Source organism: Skermania piniformis (assembly GCF_019285775.1).
Lineage (GTDB): Bacteria > Actinomycetota > Actinomycetes > Mycobacteriales > Mycobacteriaceae > Skermania > Skermania pinensis.
This window is the reverse complement of sequence record NZ_CP079105.1, coordinates 2,700,577-2,718,398: the sequence shown is the minus strand read 5'-3', so window position 1 is coordinate 2,718,398 and position 17,822 is coordinate 2,700,577. Positions and strand designations below refer to the sequence as shown.

Annotated in this window: 17 protein-coding genes; 13 read left to right on the top strand and 4 right to left on the bottom strand. The window is 70.3% G+C overall.

The window, feature by feature from the left end; all coding sequences use genetic code 11:
- The first annotated feature begins 110 nt into the window (after window positions 1-110).
- From KV203_RS12590 to KV203_RS12555, 8 genes are all read left to right on the top strand, one after another.
- Complete coding sequence (locus tag KV203_RS12590; protein ID WP_066467445.1) at window positions 111-896, top strand: electron transfer flavoprotein subunit beta/FixA family protein; 786 nt, start codon at window positions 111-113, stop codon at window positions 894-896.
- Window positions 897-1,033: 137 nt separating this feature from the next.
- Window positions 1,034-1,990 carry an electron transfer flavoprotein subunit alpha/FixB family protein gene (locus tag KV203_RS12585; RefSeq protein WP_066467443.1) on the top strand — a complete coding sequence of 319 codons (957 nt, stop codon included), beginning with the start codon at window positions 1,034-1,036 and terminating at the stop codon, window positions 1,988-1,990.
- Window positions 1,991-2,153: 163 nt separating this feature from the next.
- A complete protein-coding gene (locus KV203_RS12580; protein WP_066467441.1) occupies window positions 2,154-3,002 on the top strand; it encodes a GNAT family N-acetyltransferase in 849 nt (282 codons plus the stop codon).
- On the top strand, window positions 2,999-3,847 hold the full coding sequence (locus KV203_RS12575; RefSeq protein ID WP_066467440.1) for a lysophospholipid acyltransferase family protein: 849 nt from the start codon (window positions 2,999-3,001) through the stop codon (window positions 3,845-3,847). Before KV203_RS12580 ends, KV203_RS12575 begins: the two co-directional genes overlap by 4 nt.
- A 69-nt stretch (window positions 3,848-3,916) precedes the next feature.
- Window positions 3,917-5,257, top strand: a complete 1,341-nt coding sequence (locus KV203_RS12570; RefSeq protein WP_066467758.1) for a hypothetical protein — start codon at window positions 3,917-3,919, stop codon at window positions 5,255-5,257.
- 59 nt (window positions 5,258-5,316) lie between these two features.
- Entirely contained in the window at window positions 5,317-6,537 is a 1,221-nt protein-coding gene (locus KV203_RS12565) for a cysteine desulfurase family protein (RefSeq protein ID WP_066467756.1), read from the top strand.
- 2 nt (window positions 6,538-6,539) lie between these two features.
- Window positions 6,540-7,616 carry a tRNA 2-thiouridine(34) synthase MnmA gene (gene mnmA, locus KV203_RS12560; protein ID WP_066467434.1) on the top strand — a complete coding sequence of 359 codons (1,077 nt, stop codon included), beginning with the start codon at window positions 6,540-6,542 and terminating at the stop codon, window positions 7,614-7,616.
- Window positions 7,613-8,623: a methionine synthase gene (locus tag KV203_RS12555; RefSeq protein ID WP_066467432.1), complete on the top strand. Its 1,011-nt coding sequence runs from the start codon at window positions 7,613-7,615 to the stop codon at window positions 8,621-8,623. Before mnmA ends, KV203_RS12555 begins: the two co-directional genes overlap by 4 nt.
- A 99-nt stretch (window positions 8,624-8,722) precedes the next feature.
- On the opposite strand, the gene KV203_RS12550 is transcribed toward KV203_RS12555, so the two are convergent.
- On the bottom strand, window positions 8,723-9,343 hold the full coding sequence (locus KV203_RS12550) for a DUF4352 domain-containing protein (protein ID WP_246600138.1): 621 nt from the start codon (window positions 9,341-9,343) through the stop codon (window positions 8,723-8,725).
- A gap of 299 nt (window positions 9,344-9,642) precedes the next feature.
- On the opposite strand from KV203_RS12550, the gene KV203_RS12545 reads away from it, so the two are divergent.
- Window positions 9,643-10,740 carry an NAD(P)H-dependent amine dehydrogenase family protein gene (locus KV203_RS12545; protein ID WP_066467430.1) on the top strand — a complete coding sequence of 366 codons (1,098 nt, stop codon included), beginning with the start codon at window positions 9,643-9,645 and terminating at the stop codon, window positions 10,738-10,740.
- 28 nt (window positions 10,741-10,768) lie between these two features.
- Here the strand turns inward: KV203_RS12545 and KV203_RS12540 are convergent, their stop codons facing one another.
- Window positions 10,769-11,608, bottom strand: coding sequence for a polysaccharide deacetylase family protein (locus KV203_RS12540; RefSeq protein WP_246600137.1), 840 nt, complete (start codon window positions 11,606-11,608; stop codon window positions 10,769-10,771).
- A gap of 26 nt (window positions 11,609-11,634) precedes the next feature.
- A complete protein-coding gene (locus tag KV203_RS12535; protein ID WP_066467425.1) occupies window positions 11,635-12,429 on the bottom strand; it encodes a crotonase/enoyl-CoA hydratase family protein in 795 nt (264 codons plus the stop codon).
- Between the two features lie 76 nt (window positions 12,430-12,505).
- Here KV203_RS12535 and ligA point away from each other — a divergent pair, with 76 nt between their 5' ends.
- Window positions 12,506-14,653, top strand: a complete 2,148-nt coding sequence (gene ligA / locus KV203_RS12530; protein WP_066467748.1) for an NAD-dependent DNA ligase LigA — start codon at window positions 12,506-12,508, stop codon at window positions 14,651-14,653.
- Window positions 14,650-15,171 (top strand): GNAT family N-acetyltransferase, encoded by a 522-nt coding sequence (locus KV203_RS12525; RefSeq protein ID WP_066467423.1) that lies wholly within the window; start codon window positions 14,650-14,652, stop codon window positions 15,169-15,171. The genes ligA and KV203_RS12525 overlap by 4 nt, the downstream gene beginning before the upstream one ends.
- A 16-nt stretch (window positions 15,172-15,187) precedes the next feature.
- Here KV203_RS12525 and KV203_RS12520 read toward each other — a convergent pair whose 3' ends face one another.
- On the bottom strand, window positions 15,188-15,838 hold the full coding sequence (locus KV203_RS12520) for an ACT domain-containing protein (protein ID WP_066467422.1): 651 nt from the start codon (window positions 15,836-15,838) through the stop codon (window positions 15,188-15,190).
- Window positions 15,839-16,032: 194 nt separating this feature from the next.
- On the opposite strand from KV203_RS12520, the gene gatC reads away from it, so the two are divergent.
- The gene (gatC, locus tag KV203_RS12515; protein ID WP_066467421.1) at window positions 16,033-16,344 is read left to right on the top strand and encodes an Asp-tRNA(Asn)/Glu-tRNA(Gln) amidotransferase subunit GatC; all 312 of its coding nucleotides are present in this window, start codon (window positions 16,033-16,035) and stop codon (window positions 16,342-16,344) included.
- Window positions 16,341-17,813 (top strand): Asp-tRNA(Asn)/Glu-tRNA(Gln) amidotransferase subunit GatA, encoded by a 1,473-nt coding sequence (gene gatA / locus KV203_RS12510; protein ID WP_066467420.1) that lies wholly within the window; start codon window positions 16,341-16,343, stop codon window positions 17,811-17,813. Before gatC ends, gatA begins: the two co-directional genes overlap by 4 nt.
- Window positions 17,814-17,822 lie beyond the last annotated feature (9 nt).

The following is a 17,822-nucleotide window of genomic DNA, read 5'->3' as shown; positions in this document are numbered from 1 at the left end:
ATAGATGGGGTAAGGTTTGGCTTGGCCGGAGGCCGCTGGATGTCGAGGCGGCATAGGCCACCACAACGGGCCGCATCACGGCCACGACAACAGGAGGTCGACGCAGACCCATGCCGAACATCGTCGTACTCATCAAGCAGGTGCCCGACACCTGGTCCGAGCGCAAGCTCTCCGACGGTGACTACACCCTCGATCGTGAAGCCGCCGACGCCGTGCTCGACGAGATCAACGAGCGGGCCGTCGAAGAAGCGCTGCAGATCAAAGAGGCGCAGGGCGGCGAGGTCACCGTGCTGTCGGCCGGCCCGGATCGGGCCGCCGAGGCGATCCGTAAAGCGTTGTCGATGGGCGCGGACAAGGCCGTGCACGTCAACGACCCGGCAATCCACGGTTCCGATGCAATCCAGACCGGCTGGGTGCTCGCCGGTGCGCTCGGTCAGATCGAGGGCGTCGAGCTGATCATCGCCGGCAACGAAGCGACCGACGGGAGCATCGGTGCCGTTCCCGCGATCATTGCCGAATACCTCGGCATCCCGCAGCTGACCCACGTCCGAAAGCTGACCGTGGACGGGGACAAGATCACCGCCGAGCGCGAGACCGACGACGGGGTGTTCGGGCTGGAAGCCGGCCTGCCGGCCATCGTCAGTGTCACGGAGAAGATCAACGAGCCGCGATTCCCGTCGTTCAAGGGCATCATGGCGGCGAAGAAGAAGGAAGTGCAGACCTTTACCCTCGCCGACCTCGGCATCGACGTCGACACGGTGGGCGTGGCGAATGCCGGCAGTTCGGTCACCGGCGCGACGCCCAAGCCGCCGCGGACGGCCGGCGAGAAGATCGCCGACGAGGGTGACGGCGGTAGCAAGATCGCCCAGTACCTGATCGGGCAGAAGATCATCTAACCCTCGGGGCTTCGCCCCGCGCCCCCCGAAAGAGCGTGGCGGGAACGCTGTCTCTCCGGATTCGCCCGATGACGGACCTCGGCCCGTCGGGCGGCGGAGGCGGCGCCGCCGGCTTGCCCTCAGCTTAGGAGTATCACATGACAGAAGTACTCGTGCTCGTCGAGCACGCAGATGGTGCAGTAAAGAAGGTCACTACCGAATTACTAGCTGCGGCAACGGCTCTGGGTGAGCCGTCGGCCGTCGTGGTAGGTCCGGCCGGCCTCACCGACAAGCTCGCCGATGCGCTGGCCGCGGCCGGTGCGGCCAAGATCTACGCCGCCGAAGGCGATGCGGCCGAAGGCTTCCTGGTGACGCCGAAGGTCGACGTGTTGGCCGGCCTGGTCGAGTCGGTCAGCCCGGCCGCGGTGCTGGTTGCCGCCGGTGCCGAAGGTAAAGAGGTCGCCGGGCGGCTCGCTGCGCGGATCGGCTCCGGTTTGCTCAGTGACGTTGTCGCGGTGAATTCCGACGGCAGCGCGGTGCACTCCATCTTCGGTGGCGCGTTCACCGTCGATGCCACGACCACCGGTGAGGTGCCGGTGATCAGCGTCCGGCCGGGCGCGATCGAAGCGAACGCGGCGGCGGGTGCCGGCGCGCGCGAGTCGGTCGAGATCCCCGCTCAGGAGGAGGGCGTCGTCAAGGTCACTTCTCGCGAGCCGGTGGTCGGCGGCGATCGTCCGGAGCTCACCGAGGCGACCGTGGTCGTCGCAGGTGGTCGCGGTGTCGGCAGCGCGGAGAAGTTCGGCGTCGTCGAGGAGCTCGCGGACGCGCTCGGTGCCGCCGTCGGCGCCTCCCGGGCCGCGGTCGACTCCGGCTACTATCCGGGCCAGTTCCAGATCGGGCAGACCGGTAAGACGGTGTCGCCGCAGCTCTACATCGCGCTGGGGATCTCCGGGGCGATCCAGCACCGGGCCGGCATGCAGACCTCGAAGACGATCGTCGCGGTGAACAAGGACGAAGAGGCGCCGATCTTCGAGATCGCCGACTACGGCATCGTCGGCGACCTGTTCAGTGTCGCTCCGCAACTCACCGACGAGGTGAAGAAGCACAAGGGCTGATTCCGCCCGCACATACGGCCCCGCTCCACGTCCGTGGAGCGGGGCCGGTGTGTCTGCTCCTGCGGCGCGACCCGGCTGCGGCACTCGGGCCGTTCACCGAATTTGCATCGACCGGACACTCGGCGGATGCCGCGGCGCCGGCCGCGATCGGCACGCTCGGGACATGTCTTCCACGCCGGTTGTCTCCGATCGTCACCCCGGCTCGGCTGCCGTGCCGGTGCCGCCGCGCTACTCGTTGATTCTCGCCTCCGATGCCGAGCACCGGCAGGCCGCGCAGCGGCTGCGGTATCAGGTGTTCGCCGGCGAACCGGGATATCGCATCCCGGACGACGGCACCGGACTCGATGCCGATCGGTTCGATCCGCACTGTGATCACTTGTTGGTCCGCGATGAGCAGACCGATTCGTTCGTCGGCTGCTACCGGATGCTGTCGCCGGACGCTGCGCGGGCGGCGGGCGGCTATTACACCGCGACCGAGTTCGACATCTCCGCGCTCGACCCGGCCGGCAGCCGGATCGTCGAGATGGGTCGAGCCTGCGTCCTCGCCGAGCATCGCAGCGGCTCGGTGCTAGCCTTGATGTGGGCGGGAATCCTCAACTACCTCGACCTGACCGGCTACGACTGGGTCATGGGTTGTGTGTCGATGCCGATCCGGTCCGAGCCCGCCGAGGCGCCCGGCTCGCAGGTGCGCGCGGTTCGGGATCTGCTGATGGCCCGGCACGCGTCCCCGCCACACCGGCGGGTGCGGCCCTACCGCCCGGTGCGGGTGGACGGCCGCAGCCTGGACCAGCTCACCCCGCCGCCGCGACCGAAGGTGCCGTCGTTGTTGCGCGGCTATCTGCGGTTGGGCGCGTCGATCTGCGGTGAGCCGGCGCACGACCCGGCGTTCGGAGTCGCCGACTTCGTCGCGCTGCTCGGGCCGGCGGACCTGAACCGGCGGTACCTGGAGCGCCTGCAGGCGGCCGCGGCGGCACTCGTACCCGGCGGGTCGCGGCCGGCGGCCGCTCGATGACCACCGCGCACGCCTGGCTGCCGACCAGTCCCTGCGCCACGAGCTGCGTCGACGACGGGCCGTCCCGGGTCGGCGTCGTCCGCACCGGGGTTCGGTTGGTCGGGCTCGCCGCATTGGTCACCGCCTTCCCGGCCCTTCAGCTGATCCCCGGTCGCGGTCGGCGGGTCGGGGCGCAGCGTCGTCTGGCCCGCGCCGGGTTGCGTCGCTGCGGCATCGAGCTGCGGCTGATCGACGCGCGGGACGCGTCGTCCCCGGGGCCGGTGTTCGCGGCACCGGACACCGGGGTGTTGGTGATCGCGGCACACGTCGGCTGGACCGACGTGCTGGTGCTGGCCGCCGTGCAGCCGATCGGATTCGTCGCCCGGGCCGATCTCGTCGACTGGCCGGTACTCGGCCGGCTCGCGCGTGCCGCTCGGGTCGTGCCGGTCGATCGATCCGACCTGCGGCGGCTGCCGACAGCGGTCGCCCAGGTCACCGACCTGCTCCGGCGGGGCGAACCGATGGCGGTGTTCCCGGAGGGCACCACCTGGTGCGGTCGAGCATCGGGTCGGTTGCGTCCGGCGTTCTTCCAGGCGGCCGTCGACGCCGCGGTCCCGGTGCAGCCGATCCGGCTGCGGTACCTCGATCCGGCCGGCGCGGTCGCCACCACCGCCGGCTTCGTCGGCACCGAGAGCTTCGCGGGTTCGTTGCTCCGGCTCGCGCGCAGCAGTGGCCTGACTGCCGAGGTGGTTCTGCTGCCGACCCTGACCCCGGATCGGCACCGCCGCGAACTGGCCCGAGCCGGTCAGCGCGCGGTGCACGGCACGATGGCGTCGTCGGCGAAACGGCGTCTCGTCCCGGCCTAGTTCTGTTACGTTTCGCTGCTCGGTGGTACTCGGGATCAGCAGGCGGTCGAGCGGCGGAAGGCGGTGGCGGTGACGAACCAGCCCGTCGACCCGGCCCTGGAGTCGCTACTCGAGCGTTGGCGCGGTTTCCGTCTGCGCGGCGGTGCCACCGATACCGACGAGCTGGACGGGCCGCTTCGCACGTCGATCGCCACGTTGCGCGATGCCGGTCTGACCACCGACGAGGCGTTCCTGATCGCGGTGCGGCGCCTCGCCGCGACCGATCGGTCGACCCGCGAGTTCGTCCGCACGGACGCCGACCGGCTGTGGCCGTCGACCGCCGGGGCGCAGACCGGGGCCCCGGCCGATCGGCGCGAGTTGTGGGTGGTCCTGGGGCTGGCCGTCGGCGCTGGCATCGCGGTCAAGGCGGGTCTCGTGCTCACCGGGGGTGAGGCCGATTTCGCGCTGAACCTGAGTGTGCTCGTGCTGCCGTTTCTTGCCGGATATCTCGCCTGGAAGCGGCAGGCGGGACCGCGACTGCTTGCGGCGGCGGCACTGCCGTTCATCGCGGTCGCGCTGTTGCTGAACACGTTCCCGTTCGCGCCGGACGGCGCCACCCAGATCCTCGCGGCGATCCACGCACCGATCGTGCTGTGGTTCGTCGTGGGCCTGGCCTACGTGGGAGGCGACTGGCGCAGCGACCGCCGCCGGATGGATTTCGTCCGGTTCACCGGCGAGTTCGCCATTTACTTCAGCCTGCTCGCGCTCGGCGGTGGGGTGCTGGTCGGGCTCACGGCCGGTACGTTCACGGCCCTCGGCGTCGATCCGGAACCGGTACTCGGCGAATGGGTGGTGCCGTTCGGTGCGGCGGGCGCGGTGCTGGTGGCGGCCTGGCTGGTCGAAACGAAGCAGAACAACGTGGTGGAGAACATCGCCCCGTTGTTGACCCGGGTTTTCACGCCGCTGACCAGCCTGATGTTGCTCGCCTTGCTGGTCACGCTGCTCGGCCGGGGCGGTGTCGTGGCCGCCGACCGAGACCTGTTGATCATGATGGACCTGATCCTGGTCTTGGTATCGGGTCTGCTGCTGTACGCGATCTCGGCGCGTGACCCGCTCGGGCCGCCGGATCTGTTCGATCGACTGCAGCTGGTCCTGGTGGTGAGTGCGCTCGCGGTCGACCTGCTCATGTTGTCGGCGATGCTCGGGCGGATCGCCGAGTTCGGTTACACCCCGAACAAGGTCACCGCGCTCGGCCTCAACGTGCTGCTCCTGATCCATCTGATTCGTGCCGCGTGGCTGAGTGCGGCGTTTCTGCGGGGTCGGGGCGGATTCGACGCAATCGAACGCTGGCAGACCGGCTATCTGCCGGTGTACTGGGCGTGGGCGGCGGTGGTGGTTGCGGTGGTGCCGCCGGCGTTCGACTTCGGTTGACCCGCGGCCGGCACCGTCGGGAACAGCTGCGGGGTCACCGCGGTTATTGTTTGGTGGTCATGACTACGGCTTCCTCGGGTACTCGGCCCGGCCCGTTCTACCTCGACCATGCGGCGACCACTCCGATGACGTCCGCCGCGGTCGCGGCGATGACGGCTGTCCTGGGTACGGTCGGCAATGCCTCCTCCCTGCACAGCTCCGGCCGGGCCGCCCGTCGCCGGATCGAGGAGGCGCGGGAGTCGATCGCGGGCGATCTCCACGCCCGCCCGTCGGAAGTGGTCTTCACCTCGGGCGGCACGGAAAGCGACAACCTCGCGGTCAAGGGCCTGTACTGGGCTCGCCGCGCGGCCGATCCGCGCCGCACCCGGATCCTGACCAGCGTCGTCGAGCATCACGCGGTGCTCGATGCGGTCGAGTGGCTGGTATCGCACGAAGGTGCGCAGGTGACCTGGCTCCCGGTGGATTCGGAAGGCACGGTGACCCCGGAGACGTTGCGCGCCGCCCTCGCCGTGCACGCGGACGAGACCGCGCTGATCAGCGTGATGTGGGCGAACAACGAGGTCGGCACGATCGAGCCGATCGCCGAGCTGTCCGCCGTGGCAGCCGAGTTCGAGATACCGATGCACAGCGACGCCGTGCAGGCGGTAGCGCAGATCCCGGTCGATTTCGCAGACAGTCGGCTCGCCGCAGCCAGCCTGGCAGCGCACAAATTCGGTGGGCCGCACGGGGTCGGCGCCTTGTTGGTCGGCCGACAGGTACCGATCGTTCCGTCGGTGCACGGCGGCGGGCACGAACGGGACCTGCGTGCCGGAACCCAGGATACGGCGGCGATCGTCGGGATGGCGGCCGCGCTGGGCGAGGCGGTCGCCGGCTTGGAGCAACGACGGCGGTTGCTGACCGAGTTGCGCGACGAGCTGATCGCTCGGGTCTCGGCGGCGGTCCCGGACGCGGTGCTGAACGGTCCGATCGGTGCGCGCCGGTTGCCGGGCAATGCGCACTTCCGGTTCCCCGGATGTGAGGGCGATTCGCTGCTCATGCTGCTGGACGCGGCCGGAATCGAGTGTTCTACCGGTTCCGCGTGCACCTCCGGTGTGGCGAAGCCGAGCCATGTGTTGGTCGGGATGGGGGTCGCGGCGCGGGATGCCCGGGGCTCGTTGCGCTTCTCGCTGGGCCACAACTCGACCTCCGCCGATCTGGACGCGCTGGTCGCGGCGCTGCCGCAGGTGGTCGATCGAGCGCGAACGGCCGGGCTGGCCGGTTCCCGGCGGGTGAGTATCTAGCCATGCGGGTACTGGCGGCGATGAGCGGTGGAGTGGATTCGGCAGTGGCGGCGGCGCGTGCGGTGGACGCCGGCCACGATGTGGTGGGCGTGCACCTCGCGCTGTCCGAAGCGCCGGGGACCTTGCGGACGGGTTCGCGCGGATGTTGCTCCAAAGAAGACGCGGGCGATGCCCGCCGGGCGGCCGACGTGCTCGGCATACCTTTCTACGTATGGGATTTCGCCGAACGCTTTCGCGAGGACGTGATCGACGACTTCGTCGCGGCCTATGCCGCGGGCGAGACGCCGAATCCCTGCCTGCGGTGCAACGAGCGAATCAAGTTCGCGGCGGTGGCCGACCGCGCGACCGCGCTCGGTTTCGATGCGGTTGCCACCGGGCACTATGCCCGCCTGGTCGACGGGGTGCTGCGCCGCGCGGTGGACCCGGACAAGGACCAGTCCTACGTGCTGGCGGTACTCACCGCCGACCAGCTGGCCCGGGCGATGTTCCCGGTCGGCGACACCGCCAAACCGCAGATCCGGCGGGAGGCCGAGCGGCGCGGACTGGCGGTCGCCGACAAGCCGGACAGCCACGACATCTGCTTCATTCCGTCCGGCGACACCCGGGCGTTCCTCGGTGCCCGGATCGGACTGCGTCGGGGTGCGGTCGTCGACGACGAGACCGGCGCGACGCTGGCCGAACATGACGGTGTGCACGGGTTCACGATCGGGCAACGCAAAGGATTGGGGATCGGCGCGCCGGCGGCGGACGGCCGCCCGCGTTACGTGACCGCGATCGAGCCGGCGACCGGCACGGTGCGGGTCGGGTCGGCGGCCCGACTGGAGGTTCGGCGGCTCAGTGCGGACCGCGCGGTGTGGACGGCCGGCCGAGTCCCGGACGGGCCGCTCGAATGTGTCGTCCAGGTGCGGGCGCACGGTGGCACCGCCGCTGCGATCGTCGAGCCGACCGGAGCCGGTTTGACCGCCTCCCTGCGCACGCCGCTGACCGGCGTCGCTCGGGGCCAGGCCGTGGTCGCCTACCGTCCGGATCCGGACGGCGACGTCGTGATCGGCAGCGCCACCATCGCCGGAACCGCATGAGCAGCCCGTTCGCCGGGGCCGCGACCGGGATCGGCTCGTGGCCCGGTACCGATGTGCGGGAGGCGGCGGCCACGGTGGTCGGGGAGTTGGCCCGGTTGCCGCATGTGGTGGAACTGCCGGCGCGCGGTGTCGGGGCTGATCTGATCGGGCGGACGAGCGCGCTGCTGGTCGATCTCGACGTGGACGCGAACCCGCGCGGCTACCGGTTGGGTTCCCGCCGCAGCGCGGTCGCTCGGCGGGCACACGATCTGCTGCGCACGGATCTGGATGCATTCGAGGAGGCGCGGGAACTGTCCGGCAGCCGCGCCGGTGTGGTCAAACTGCAAGCGGCGGGTCCGCTCACCCTGGCCGCCGGCATCGAGCTGCCGAACGGGCACCGGGTGGTCGCCGACCCCGGGGCCCGGCGCGACGTCGCCGAGTCGTTGGCCGAGGGCTTGACCCGGCATGTCGCCGAGGTCCGGCGTCGGTTCGCCGCCGACGTCGTGCTGCAGCTGGACGAGCCGTCGATCGCGGCGGTGTTGGCCGGCACCTTGCCCGGGGTGTCGCGGCTGCAGCCGGTTCCACCGCTACCGGCGCCGGACGCGTTGGCGCTGCTGGACACCGTGTCGGGCGCCGTCGACGTCCCGGTCGCGGTGCACAGCTGCGGGTCGCCCGTGCCGTGGGAACTGCTGCGGCGCAGCAGCGCCGCGGCGGTTGCGGTCGACGTGTCGCAGCTGGCGAAACGCGATCTGGACGGGGTCGGCGAGCTGGTCGAGTCCGGTAAGGATCTGCTGCTGGGCCTGGTGCCCGGCACCGCGCCGGCCGCGGCCCCGACCTGGCGAGAACTGGCCCGGCCGGCGGTCACGCTGATCGATCGGCTCGGCTTCACCCGTGCGATGCTGCGCGAGCGGGTCGGCGTGTCACCGGTCTGCGGTCTGGCCGGTGCGTCGCAGAGCTGGGCGCGGGCCGCGTTGGAGCTGACCCGACAGATCGCCGACGTGTTCGCCGACGAGCCGGAAGCGCTGTAGCGCAACCGGCGACAACTCCGCGGTCGACCGGCCCGGCGCTCGTGACCACGGTGCGCCGGGCCGGTAGGTTGGTCGAGCTGCGGGTGATTCGGCCCGGGCTCAGTTCAGTGCGGCGGCGGTGCCGTCGGAGAACATCGAGTCGTGGAACTCGATCTGTTCCGGCTGCGAGTCCGGTGGGACGTCGAAGGCCAGGGTCGTCGACATCCGGTTGCCGGGGTTGATCTCGAACCGGATATTCGGGTTCATCACCAGTTCGGCGGCGGTGTCGTTGCTGAACTGTCGGCCCTGGGTGTCGATCAGTTTCTGGTTGTCGCCGAAGTAGCTCTGCGGTTTGTCGCTGGTGTTGGTCACGTCGACGTGCACGAGTACGTACTTGCCCTGGGCGGTCTGCTCCAGGTACGGATTGTCACCGACCGACGGCACGTTCGGTTCCACTCCGGTGATCACGAAACCGAACTTCCCGTCCCGGACCTCGGTGCCGAGCGGTGCGGCCGAGTCGGCCGCGATCGCCGTGGCTTTGCCGTTGGGTGAGTCGGCTCGATCGCCGGAGTCGCTCTTGTTCGTGATACTCATCACCGCGATGACGGCGACGACGATGCCGAGGCCGATCAGCGCGAACCTCAGCGTGCTGCGCTGTTTCGGCGGTGGCGCGGCGGGTGCACCGTACGGCGGCTGGGGCCGACCGGGCCAGTGGTTCGGTGCAGGTGCGTGGTTGGCCATACGAAGGAAACCCCCTATGGTTCGTCGGTTGCTCGACTCGAAGGAATCGAGTTGAAACGTGTCGTAGCCGCGCTGCGAAACCAGGCTAGGCGCCGGCCGGTCGGCTCGGGTATCCCCCGTTGCGTCTAATTACGTATGTGCAACAAAGCTTCTCGCTGCGACCGCTTGCTTCGAAGCAGTCTGCTGATGCGGGTCGTCGGCGAGCGAGTTGCCGGTGGGAGACGGGGTCGGTCACGTGGTTGCGGCCGAATCCGGTCTTTCGTCGGCGCGCCGCTTGCAACGTGTTCTAACTTGGCGGAGTGACGACCGATACTCCGACTGTTCCGTTGCGCGTGGTGGTGTGGTCGACCGGAACGGTGGGTCGGCACGCCATCGTCGGCATCGACGCTCATCCGGATCTGGAGTTGGTGGGTGTGTGGACCTCCACACCGGACAAGGCCGGCCAGGACGCCGGTGTGCTGGCCGGCCTCGATCGAGATCTGGGCGTGTCGGCGACGACCGACGCCGACGCGCTGCTCGCGCTGCGCCCCGACTGCATCCTGCACGCCGCGATGACCGACGATCGGGTGTTCGAGTCGATCGGTGACCTGACCGGGTTCGTCCGGGCCGGGGTGAACGTGGTGTCGTCCGGCCCGGTGATATTGGCATATCCGTACGGCACCCTGCCCGACGACACGGTCACCCAGATCGCCGCAGCCGCCGTCGCCGGCGGGGCCAGCCTGCACGTGAACGGCATCGACCCGGGTTTCGCCAACGACGTCCTACCGTTGGCGCTGACCTCGCTGTCGCAGCGGATCGAGCGGGTGACGGTCAGCGAGATCGCCGACTATTCCACTTATTACCAGCCGACGGTGATGGGCGAGCTGTTCGGTTTCGGTAAGCCGATCGACGAGCCCGCCCTGCTCTGGTATCCGAACGTGTTGAGTTTGGCGTGGGGCCCGGTGGTCCGCGCGATCGCCGCCGGTCTCGGCGTGACGTTGGACGAACCGTTGCTCGAAGAGGTCGAGCACCGGCCCGCGCCCCGGGACATCTCGACGGTGTCGGTGGATATCCCCGCCGGTACCCGTGGGGCGGTGCGATTCCGGGTGATCGGCACGGTCGCCGGGGTGCCGCGGGTCGTGCTCCAGCACGTCACTCGAACCGCTGCGGATACCGAGCCGGACTGGCCCACGCCGAGCGACGGTGCCGGCTGTTACCGGGTGGAGATCACCGGCGAGCCGGTGATGCGGCTGGAGTTCACCCACCATGGCGCCAACGGCGACCACAACGTGTCCGGCATGATCGTGACCGCACAGCGGCTGATCAACGCGATTCCGGCGGTGGTGGCGGCCGAACCGGGCATCGTGACCGCGCTGGACCTGCCGTTGATCACCGGTCGGGGCCTGGTGCAGCAGTAGCCGGCCGCGCGGCGGACGTCGCTGCGGGTCAGCGCGCTCGAATTCCGGTGCCGGAGGTCACCCCGGACGACGCCGTCCCGGGATCGGGCCGGATGGCGTCGTCCAGGGTGACCATGGACAACCCGCGTTCCCGGATGATCTCGACCAGTTGCGGATACACCCGGGTGACCGGGGGAAAGTTCGCGTGCCCGATCACGATCGCCTGCGCCGTGAAGTACCGGTGCGCGCACTGCAGCAGGTAGTCCTCGGTGATCAGACCGGAGTCCGAGAGCGAGCCGTACCACAGGGTCGGATGGGTGTAGCCGAGATCCGCCGCGACCGCATCCACCGTCGGGTTGTGGTAGCCGAACGGCGGACGGTAGTACGGCGTCGCGTCCACCCCGTAGGTGTTGTGCAGGAAGTCGTGGGTCCGCCGCAGTTCGTCGGCAATCGCGTGCTGGGACAGGCTGGTCAGATCGGGATGACTCCAGGTGTGGTTCCCCAGCTGGATCTGGCCCGAGTCGACCAGTGGGCGCAGCCGGTCCCGGTGCCGGATCCAGCCGGGGTAGCGGGCGGTCACGAAGAAGGTGAATCGGGCACCGGTGTCTTCGGCGAATCGGATGTAGGCGCCGACCACGTCGGGATCGGCACCGTCGTCGACGGTGAGGGCGAGCAGCGGGCCCGGAGTCGGCAGCTTGGTGAGGACGCCGTCCGGTGCCGGAGCGCGCCGATCGCGCGGCGGGGGCGGCGGCAGCAGCGGCGCCGAGGTCGTCGTCGGTGCGCCCGGGTCGGGCGCCGCAGCCGGGTGCGGGTCCGGCTCGCGGGTGCAGCCGGTGATCGCGGTGACGGTCCCGGCGGCGAGCAGACCGAGCAGCTGTCTGCGATGCACGGGCGGGAGTGTGCCAACCGGTGGGTTCATCTGCAAGTCCGCTGTTCGGGGCTTGCCCAGCGGGCGATCCGGGCCCGGTGCTCGTCGTCGCCGTGCGCCAACGGCTGCATCGCCGCAGCCAGCGCGAGTGTCGAATCCAGGGTGCCGCTGCGTGACTCGGTGAGCAGCCGCTTGGCCATCCGCAGCGCGTGCCCGGGGTTCTCGGCGATCCGCTCGGCCAGCGCGTGGGCTCGGGGGAGCAGCTCGTCGGGTGCGGTTACCCGGCCGACCAGGCCCCACTCGAGCGCGGTCGCCGCGTCGACCCGGTCGCCGGTGAAGGTCATCTCGGCGGCGCGTTCCGGACCGATGATCCGCTGCAGGAACCAGCTGCCGCCGTCGCCGGGAATCAGGCCGAGCCGGACGAAGCTCTCGGCGAAGAACGCCCGCTCGGAGGCGATCCGCAGATCGCACATCATCGCCAGGTCGCAGCCGGCGCCGACCGCCGCGCCGTTGACCGCCGCGATGATCGGCACTTCCAGGCGGGCCATCGCCCGCGGGATCCGCTGGATGCCGGCGGTGTAGGCGTGCCGCTGCTCGACCGGGGAAAGGCCGAACATGCCGGTCCGGTCGGCCATCTCGCGGACGTTGCCGCCGGCGCAGAAGGTCGTGCCGGCGCCGGTCAGGATCACCGCTCGTACGCCCGGGTCCGCGTCGGCGGCGTCGACGGCCCGTTCCAGCGCCTCGATCACCTCGATCCCGGTGATCGCGTTCCCGATCTCGGGCTGGTTCAGGGTCCAGGTCTGGATCGCGCCGGCGGTGGCCACGTCGAGCGGAGTCTGCATGCTGCCAGTGTGGCAAGCGAGCGCCGACGGAAGCGACCAGGATCGGGTGTCGGTGCGCTCCGATACGCTGCCGACCATGACCGATCCCGACCTGCCCCGCGGCTCCGGTGCCACAGCGGCCGAGCCGTCGGATCGGGAACGCTGGCAGCAACTCGCCGACGAGGTGCGCGAACACCAGTTCCGCTACTACGTCCGCGACGCACCGATCATCGCCGACGGCGAGTTCGACGCGCTGCTGGGCGAGCTGACGGCGCTGGAGGAGGCGCATCCGGACCTGCGCACGCCGGATTCGCCGACCCAGCTGGTCGGCGGTGGGTTCGCCACCGAGTTCACCGCGGTCGACCATCTGGAGCGAATGCTCAGTCTGGACAACGTGTTCGACGAGGATGAGCTGCGGGCGTGGATCGCCCGGGTCGAGGCGGAGCTCGGGACCGACCTGCACTATCTGTGCGAGGTCAAAATCGACGGGGTCGCGCTGAACCTGGTCTACGAGCACGGTGTCCTGGTCCGTGGGGCCACCCGCGGCGACGGTCGGACCGGCGAGGACGTCACGCTGAACGCCCGGACCATCGACGACATCCCGGCCCGGCTCACGCCGACCGACGCGTTCCCGATCCCGGAGCTGCTCGAGGTGCGCGGCGAGGTCTACTTCCGGCTCGCCGACTTCGAGGCGCTCAACGCCGCGATCGTCGCCGACGGCAAGCCGCCCTATGCCAACCCGCGCAACACCGCGGCCGGCTCGTTGCGGCAGAAGGACCCGGCGGTGACCGCCCGGCGCAACCTGCACATGTACTGCCACGGTTTCGGCCGGATCGTCGGGTTCGCCGCGACGTCCCAGTTCGAGGCGTACGCGGCGCTGGCCGCCTGGGGTCTGCCGGTGTCCCCGCACACCCGGCTGGTGCAGGGGGCGGACGCGGTGATCGAGCGGGTCCGGTACTGGGGCGAGCACCGGCACGACATCGAGCACGAACTGGACGGTCAGGTGATCAAGATCGACGAGGTGGCGGTGCAGCGCCGGCTCGGGTCTACCGCACGTGCGCCGCGCTGGGCGATCGCCTACAAGTACCCGCCGGAGGAGGTCACCACCCGGCTGCTGGACATCAAGGTCAATGTCGGCCGGACCGGGCGGGTGACCCCGTTCGCGTTCATGGAGCCGGTCGTGGTAGCCGGCTCCACGGTCGCGCGGGCGACCCTGCACAACGCGTCCGAGGTCCAGCGCAAAGGCGTGCTGATCGGCGACCTGGTCACCATCCGCAAGGCGGGCGACGTGATCCCGGAGGTGCTGGCGCCGGTGGTCGATGCGCGCACCGGCGACGAGCGCGCGTTCGTCATGCCGACCCACTGCCCCGAGTGCGGTACCGCGTTGGCGTTCGAGAAGGAGGGGGACGCCGACATCCGCTGTCCGAACGGGCGGACCTGTCCGGCGCAACTGCGCGAGCGGATCTTTCACATCGCGAGCCGGTCCGCGTTCGACATCGAGGCGCTCGGGTACGAGGCCGCGGTCGACCTGCTCGGCTCCGGGGTGCTCACCGACGAGGGTGAGCTGTTCGGCCTGACCGCGGACGACCTGCTGCGGACGAACCTGTACCGGACGAAGGCCGGTGCCCTCTCGGCGAACGGCCGCAAACTGCTCGACAATCTTGCGGCGGCCAAGGATCGGCCGTTGTGGCGGGTGCTGGTCGCGCTGTCGATCCGGCACGTCGGCCCGACCGCGGCGCGGGCGCTCGCCACGGAGTTCGCGAGCCTGGACCGGATCGTCGCGGCGTCGGAGGAGGAGCTGGCCGCCGCCGAGAGCGTCGGGCCGACGATCGCGGTCGCGGTGCGGGAATGGTTCGCCGTCGACTGGCACCGGGCGATCGTGGATCGGTGGCGTGCGGCCGGGGTGCGGCTGGCCGACGAGCGGGACGCCTCGATCGCCCGCACGCTGGAAGGCATGTCGATCGTGGTGACCGGGTCGCTGCAGGCCTACTCCCGGGACGAGGCGAAGGAGGCGATCCTGGTCCGCGGCGGCAAGGCGGCCGGTTCGGTGTCGAAGAAGACGGCGTTCGTCGTGGTCGGGGATTCGCCCGGGACCAAGGCAGAGAAGGCGGAGCAGCTGGGCGTGCCGATCCTCGATGAAGACGGGTTCACCCGGCTGCTGGTCGACGGCCCGGACGCGGTCCGACCGCCGGCGGTGGACGAGCCGGCGGCGGAACCCGCCGATCCGCAGATCGCGGACTCGTGACCGATGCCCGGCCGGCCGTGGTGCGGCCGGCCGAGCCGACCGACTTTCCCGGAATCGACCGGTTGACCACTGCGGTCTACATCGGTGAGGGCTACGTCGAATCCAGCTCCGCCTACGCTGCGGTCCTGGCGGACACGGCGGCCCGGGCCGCCGCGGCGGAGGTCGTGGTCGCCGAGTGCGACGGCGTGGTCGTCGGTTCGCTGACCATCGCCCGGCCCGGTACCCCGTTCGCGCCGTTGGCCACGCCGGACGAGCTGGAGTTCCGGATGCTGGCCGTCGACCGCCGGGCGCGCGCCACCGGTGTCGGAACTGCGCTGGTGCGGCACGTGTTGGACCTGGCTCGGCACGACGGATACGCCCGCGTGGTGTTGGGCACCACCGCGACGATGGTGGCGGCCCGCCGGATCTACGACAGGTTGGGTTTCGTGCATCGACCGGACCGCGATCTGATCCTGTCCAACGGCGTGCCGATCACCGTGCTCAGCGCGGACGTCGTTCCGCCGCAATCGGACCGGTGATGCCGGTGTGCGCGGCCTAGTGCAGCACCGACGCGATGATGCCGGCGAGGTAGCCGAGCCGGGCTACCTCCGACGGCCGGAACTCCGGCCCGCCCGGCCGGCCGAGCAGCAGCGCTTTGCCGGTGGAGCCGAGCGGTGCGGCGGCAAGTTTGGTGTCCATGTCGCGCCACAACGGGGGCACCCACTCGGCCTCCTCGTCCAGCACCACCGGCTTCTCCAGCGGCATCCAGGGCACGTCGCCGGCGTGCGTTTCCGGCGCGCTGGGGCTGCCCACCACGCGGTAAGCGCCGTGCGGACCGGTGGCGGCGACGATGCTCCAACCGACCCGGAGCACCCGCGGTACCCCGTCCACCAGCGCTTGCAGTCGATCGTCGGGTGAGGTGGCGACCTGGTCGATCAGTTCGAGTTCGCGGTGGGTGTCCAGCACTCCGGCATAGGGCCGGATCGAGTCGACGGTGACCCCGGGGATCGCTTCGGCCGCGGAGAGCAGGGTGTCCGGCAGTGCGCCGTGGTCGACATCGACCACGATGTCGTCCACCGCATAACCCAGGCCACGTTCGACCACATCGAGCGAAAGGATGTCGGCGCCGACCGAGCCGAGTGCGACCGCAAGAGTCCCCAGGCTGCCCGGCCGGTCCGGTAGCTGCACGCGGAGAAGGAACGACACGTGCAACCCTTTCGTCCACGGACCGCGTGAGCCCGCAACCATGCCCCCCGACGTCGCCATGTCTACTCCTGTCGGCGACGACTTTCGAGCCGGAAACGCTGCTGTGATGATTCCGTCACCGTCTGCGGAGCCGCGGACCACCGACGAAACACCACCTCGCTAGGCTAACTTGCGACGATCGAAAGGGGCACCCGGTGACGGAACGACAGGCGGCGATCACCCGGGACGAGGTATCGCATCTCGCCCGGCTCTCCCGGCTCGCACTCACCGAAACCGAGCTCGACCAGCTTGCCGGCCAACTCGACGCGATCCTCGGCCACGTCGCGATGGTGACCGAGGTGGCCGCGGACGACGTGCCGGCGACCACCAGTCCGCACCCGATCACGAACGTGACCCGGGCCGATGTCGGCACTGCCGGCCTCACCCCGGAGCAGGCGCTCGCCGCGGCACCCGCCGTGGCCGAGCAGCGATTCCAGGTGCCGCAGATTCTCGGAGAAAGCGAATGAGCTCGCCGACCGCATTGACCGAACTGACCGCGGCCGAGCTGGCCGGCAAAATTCATTCCGGCGAGGTTTCCTCGGTGGAGGTCACTCGCGCCCACCTGGACCGGATCGCCGCGGTGGACGCCGAGATCCACGCCTTCCTGCACGTCGGTGCGGAACAGGCGCTGGCCGCAGCGCAGGCGGTGGACGATGCGCGCGCGGCGGGGGCGCCACCGGCGTCCGCGCTCGCCGGGGTGCCGCTGGCGCTCAAGGACGTCTTCACCACCACCGACATGCCGACCACCTGCGGATCGGCGATTCTCGACGGGTGGGTGGCGCCGTACGACGCGACCGTGACCGCGAGGTTGCGCGCTGCCGGCATCCCGGTGCTCGGTAAGACCAACATGGACGAGTTCGCGATGGGCAGCTCGACCGAGAACTCCGCATTCGGGCCCACCCGTAACCCGCTCGACACCACGCGTATCCCGGGCGGCTCCGGCGGCGGTTCGGCCGCCGCGTTGGCCTCGTTCCAGGCGCCGTTGGCGATCGGCACCGATACCGGTGGGTCGATCCGGCAGCCGGCCGCGGTGACCGGCACGGTCGGCACCAAGCCGACCTACGGCACGGTCTCCCGCTACGGTCTGGTCGCGTGCGCGTCGTCGCTGGACCAGGGCGGTCCGTGCGGCCGCACCGTGCTGGACACGGCGTTGCTGCACGAGGTGATCGCGGGCCACGATCCCCGTGACTCGACCTCGGTGGATGCGCCGGTGCCGCCGGTGGTCGCGGCGGCCCGTCAGGGTGCGGCCGGCGATCTGCGTGGGGTGCGGATCGGGGTGGTTCGGGAGCTGCACTCGGACAGCTACCAGCCCGGCGTGATCGGCTCGTTCGACCGCGCGGTGCAGACGCTCACCGAGCTGGGGGCCGAGGTGGTGGAGGTGTCCTGTCCGCACTTCACCTACGGCCTGGCGGCGTACTACTTGATCCTGCCGAGCGAGGTCTCGTCGAACCTGGCCCGGTTCGACGGGATGCGGTACGGCCTACGCGCCGGTGACGACGGGACCCGGAGCGCCGACCAGGTGATGGCGGTGACTCGGGACGCCGGTTTCGGCGCCGAGGTGAAGCGTCGGATCATGATCGGCACTTACGCGCTGTCCGCGGGCTACTACGACGCGTACTACGGTCAGGCGCTCAAGGTACGTACGCTGATCGCCCGCGATTTCGCCGCTGCGTACGAGCGGGCCGACGTGTTGATCTCGCCGACCAGCCCGGTGACCCCATGGAAGTTGGGGGAGAAGCTCGACGACCCGCTGGCGATGTACCTGACCGACCTGTGCACCCTGCCGACGAATCTGGCCGGTACCTGTGCGATCTCGGTGCCCGCACCGCTGTCCGCCGACGACGGGCTCCCGGTGGGGCTGCAGATCATGGCGCCGGCGTTGGCCGACGATCGGCTCTACCGGGTGGCCGCTGCGTACGAGGCAGCCACCCGATAGCGCGGGCCG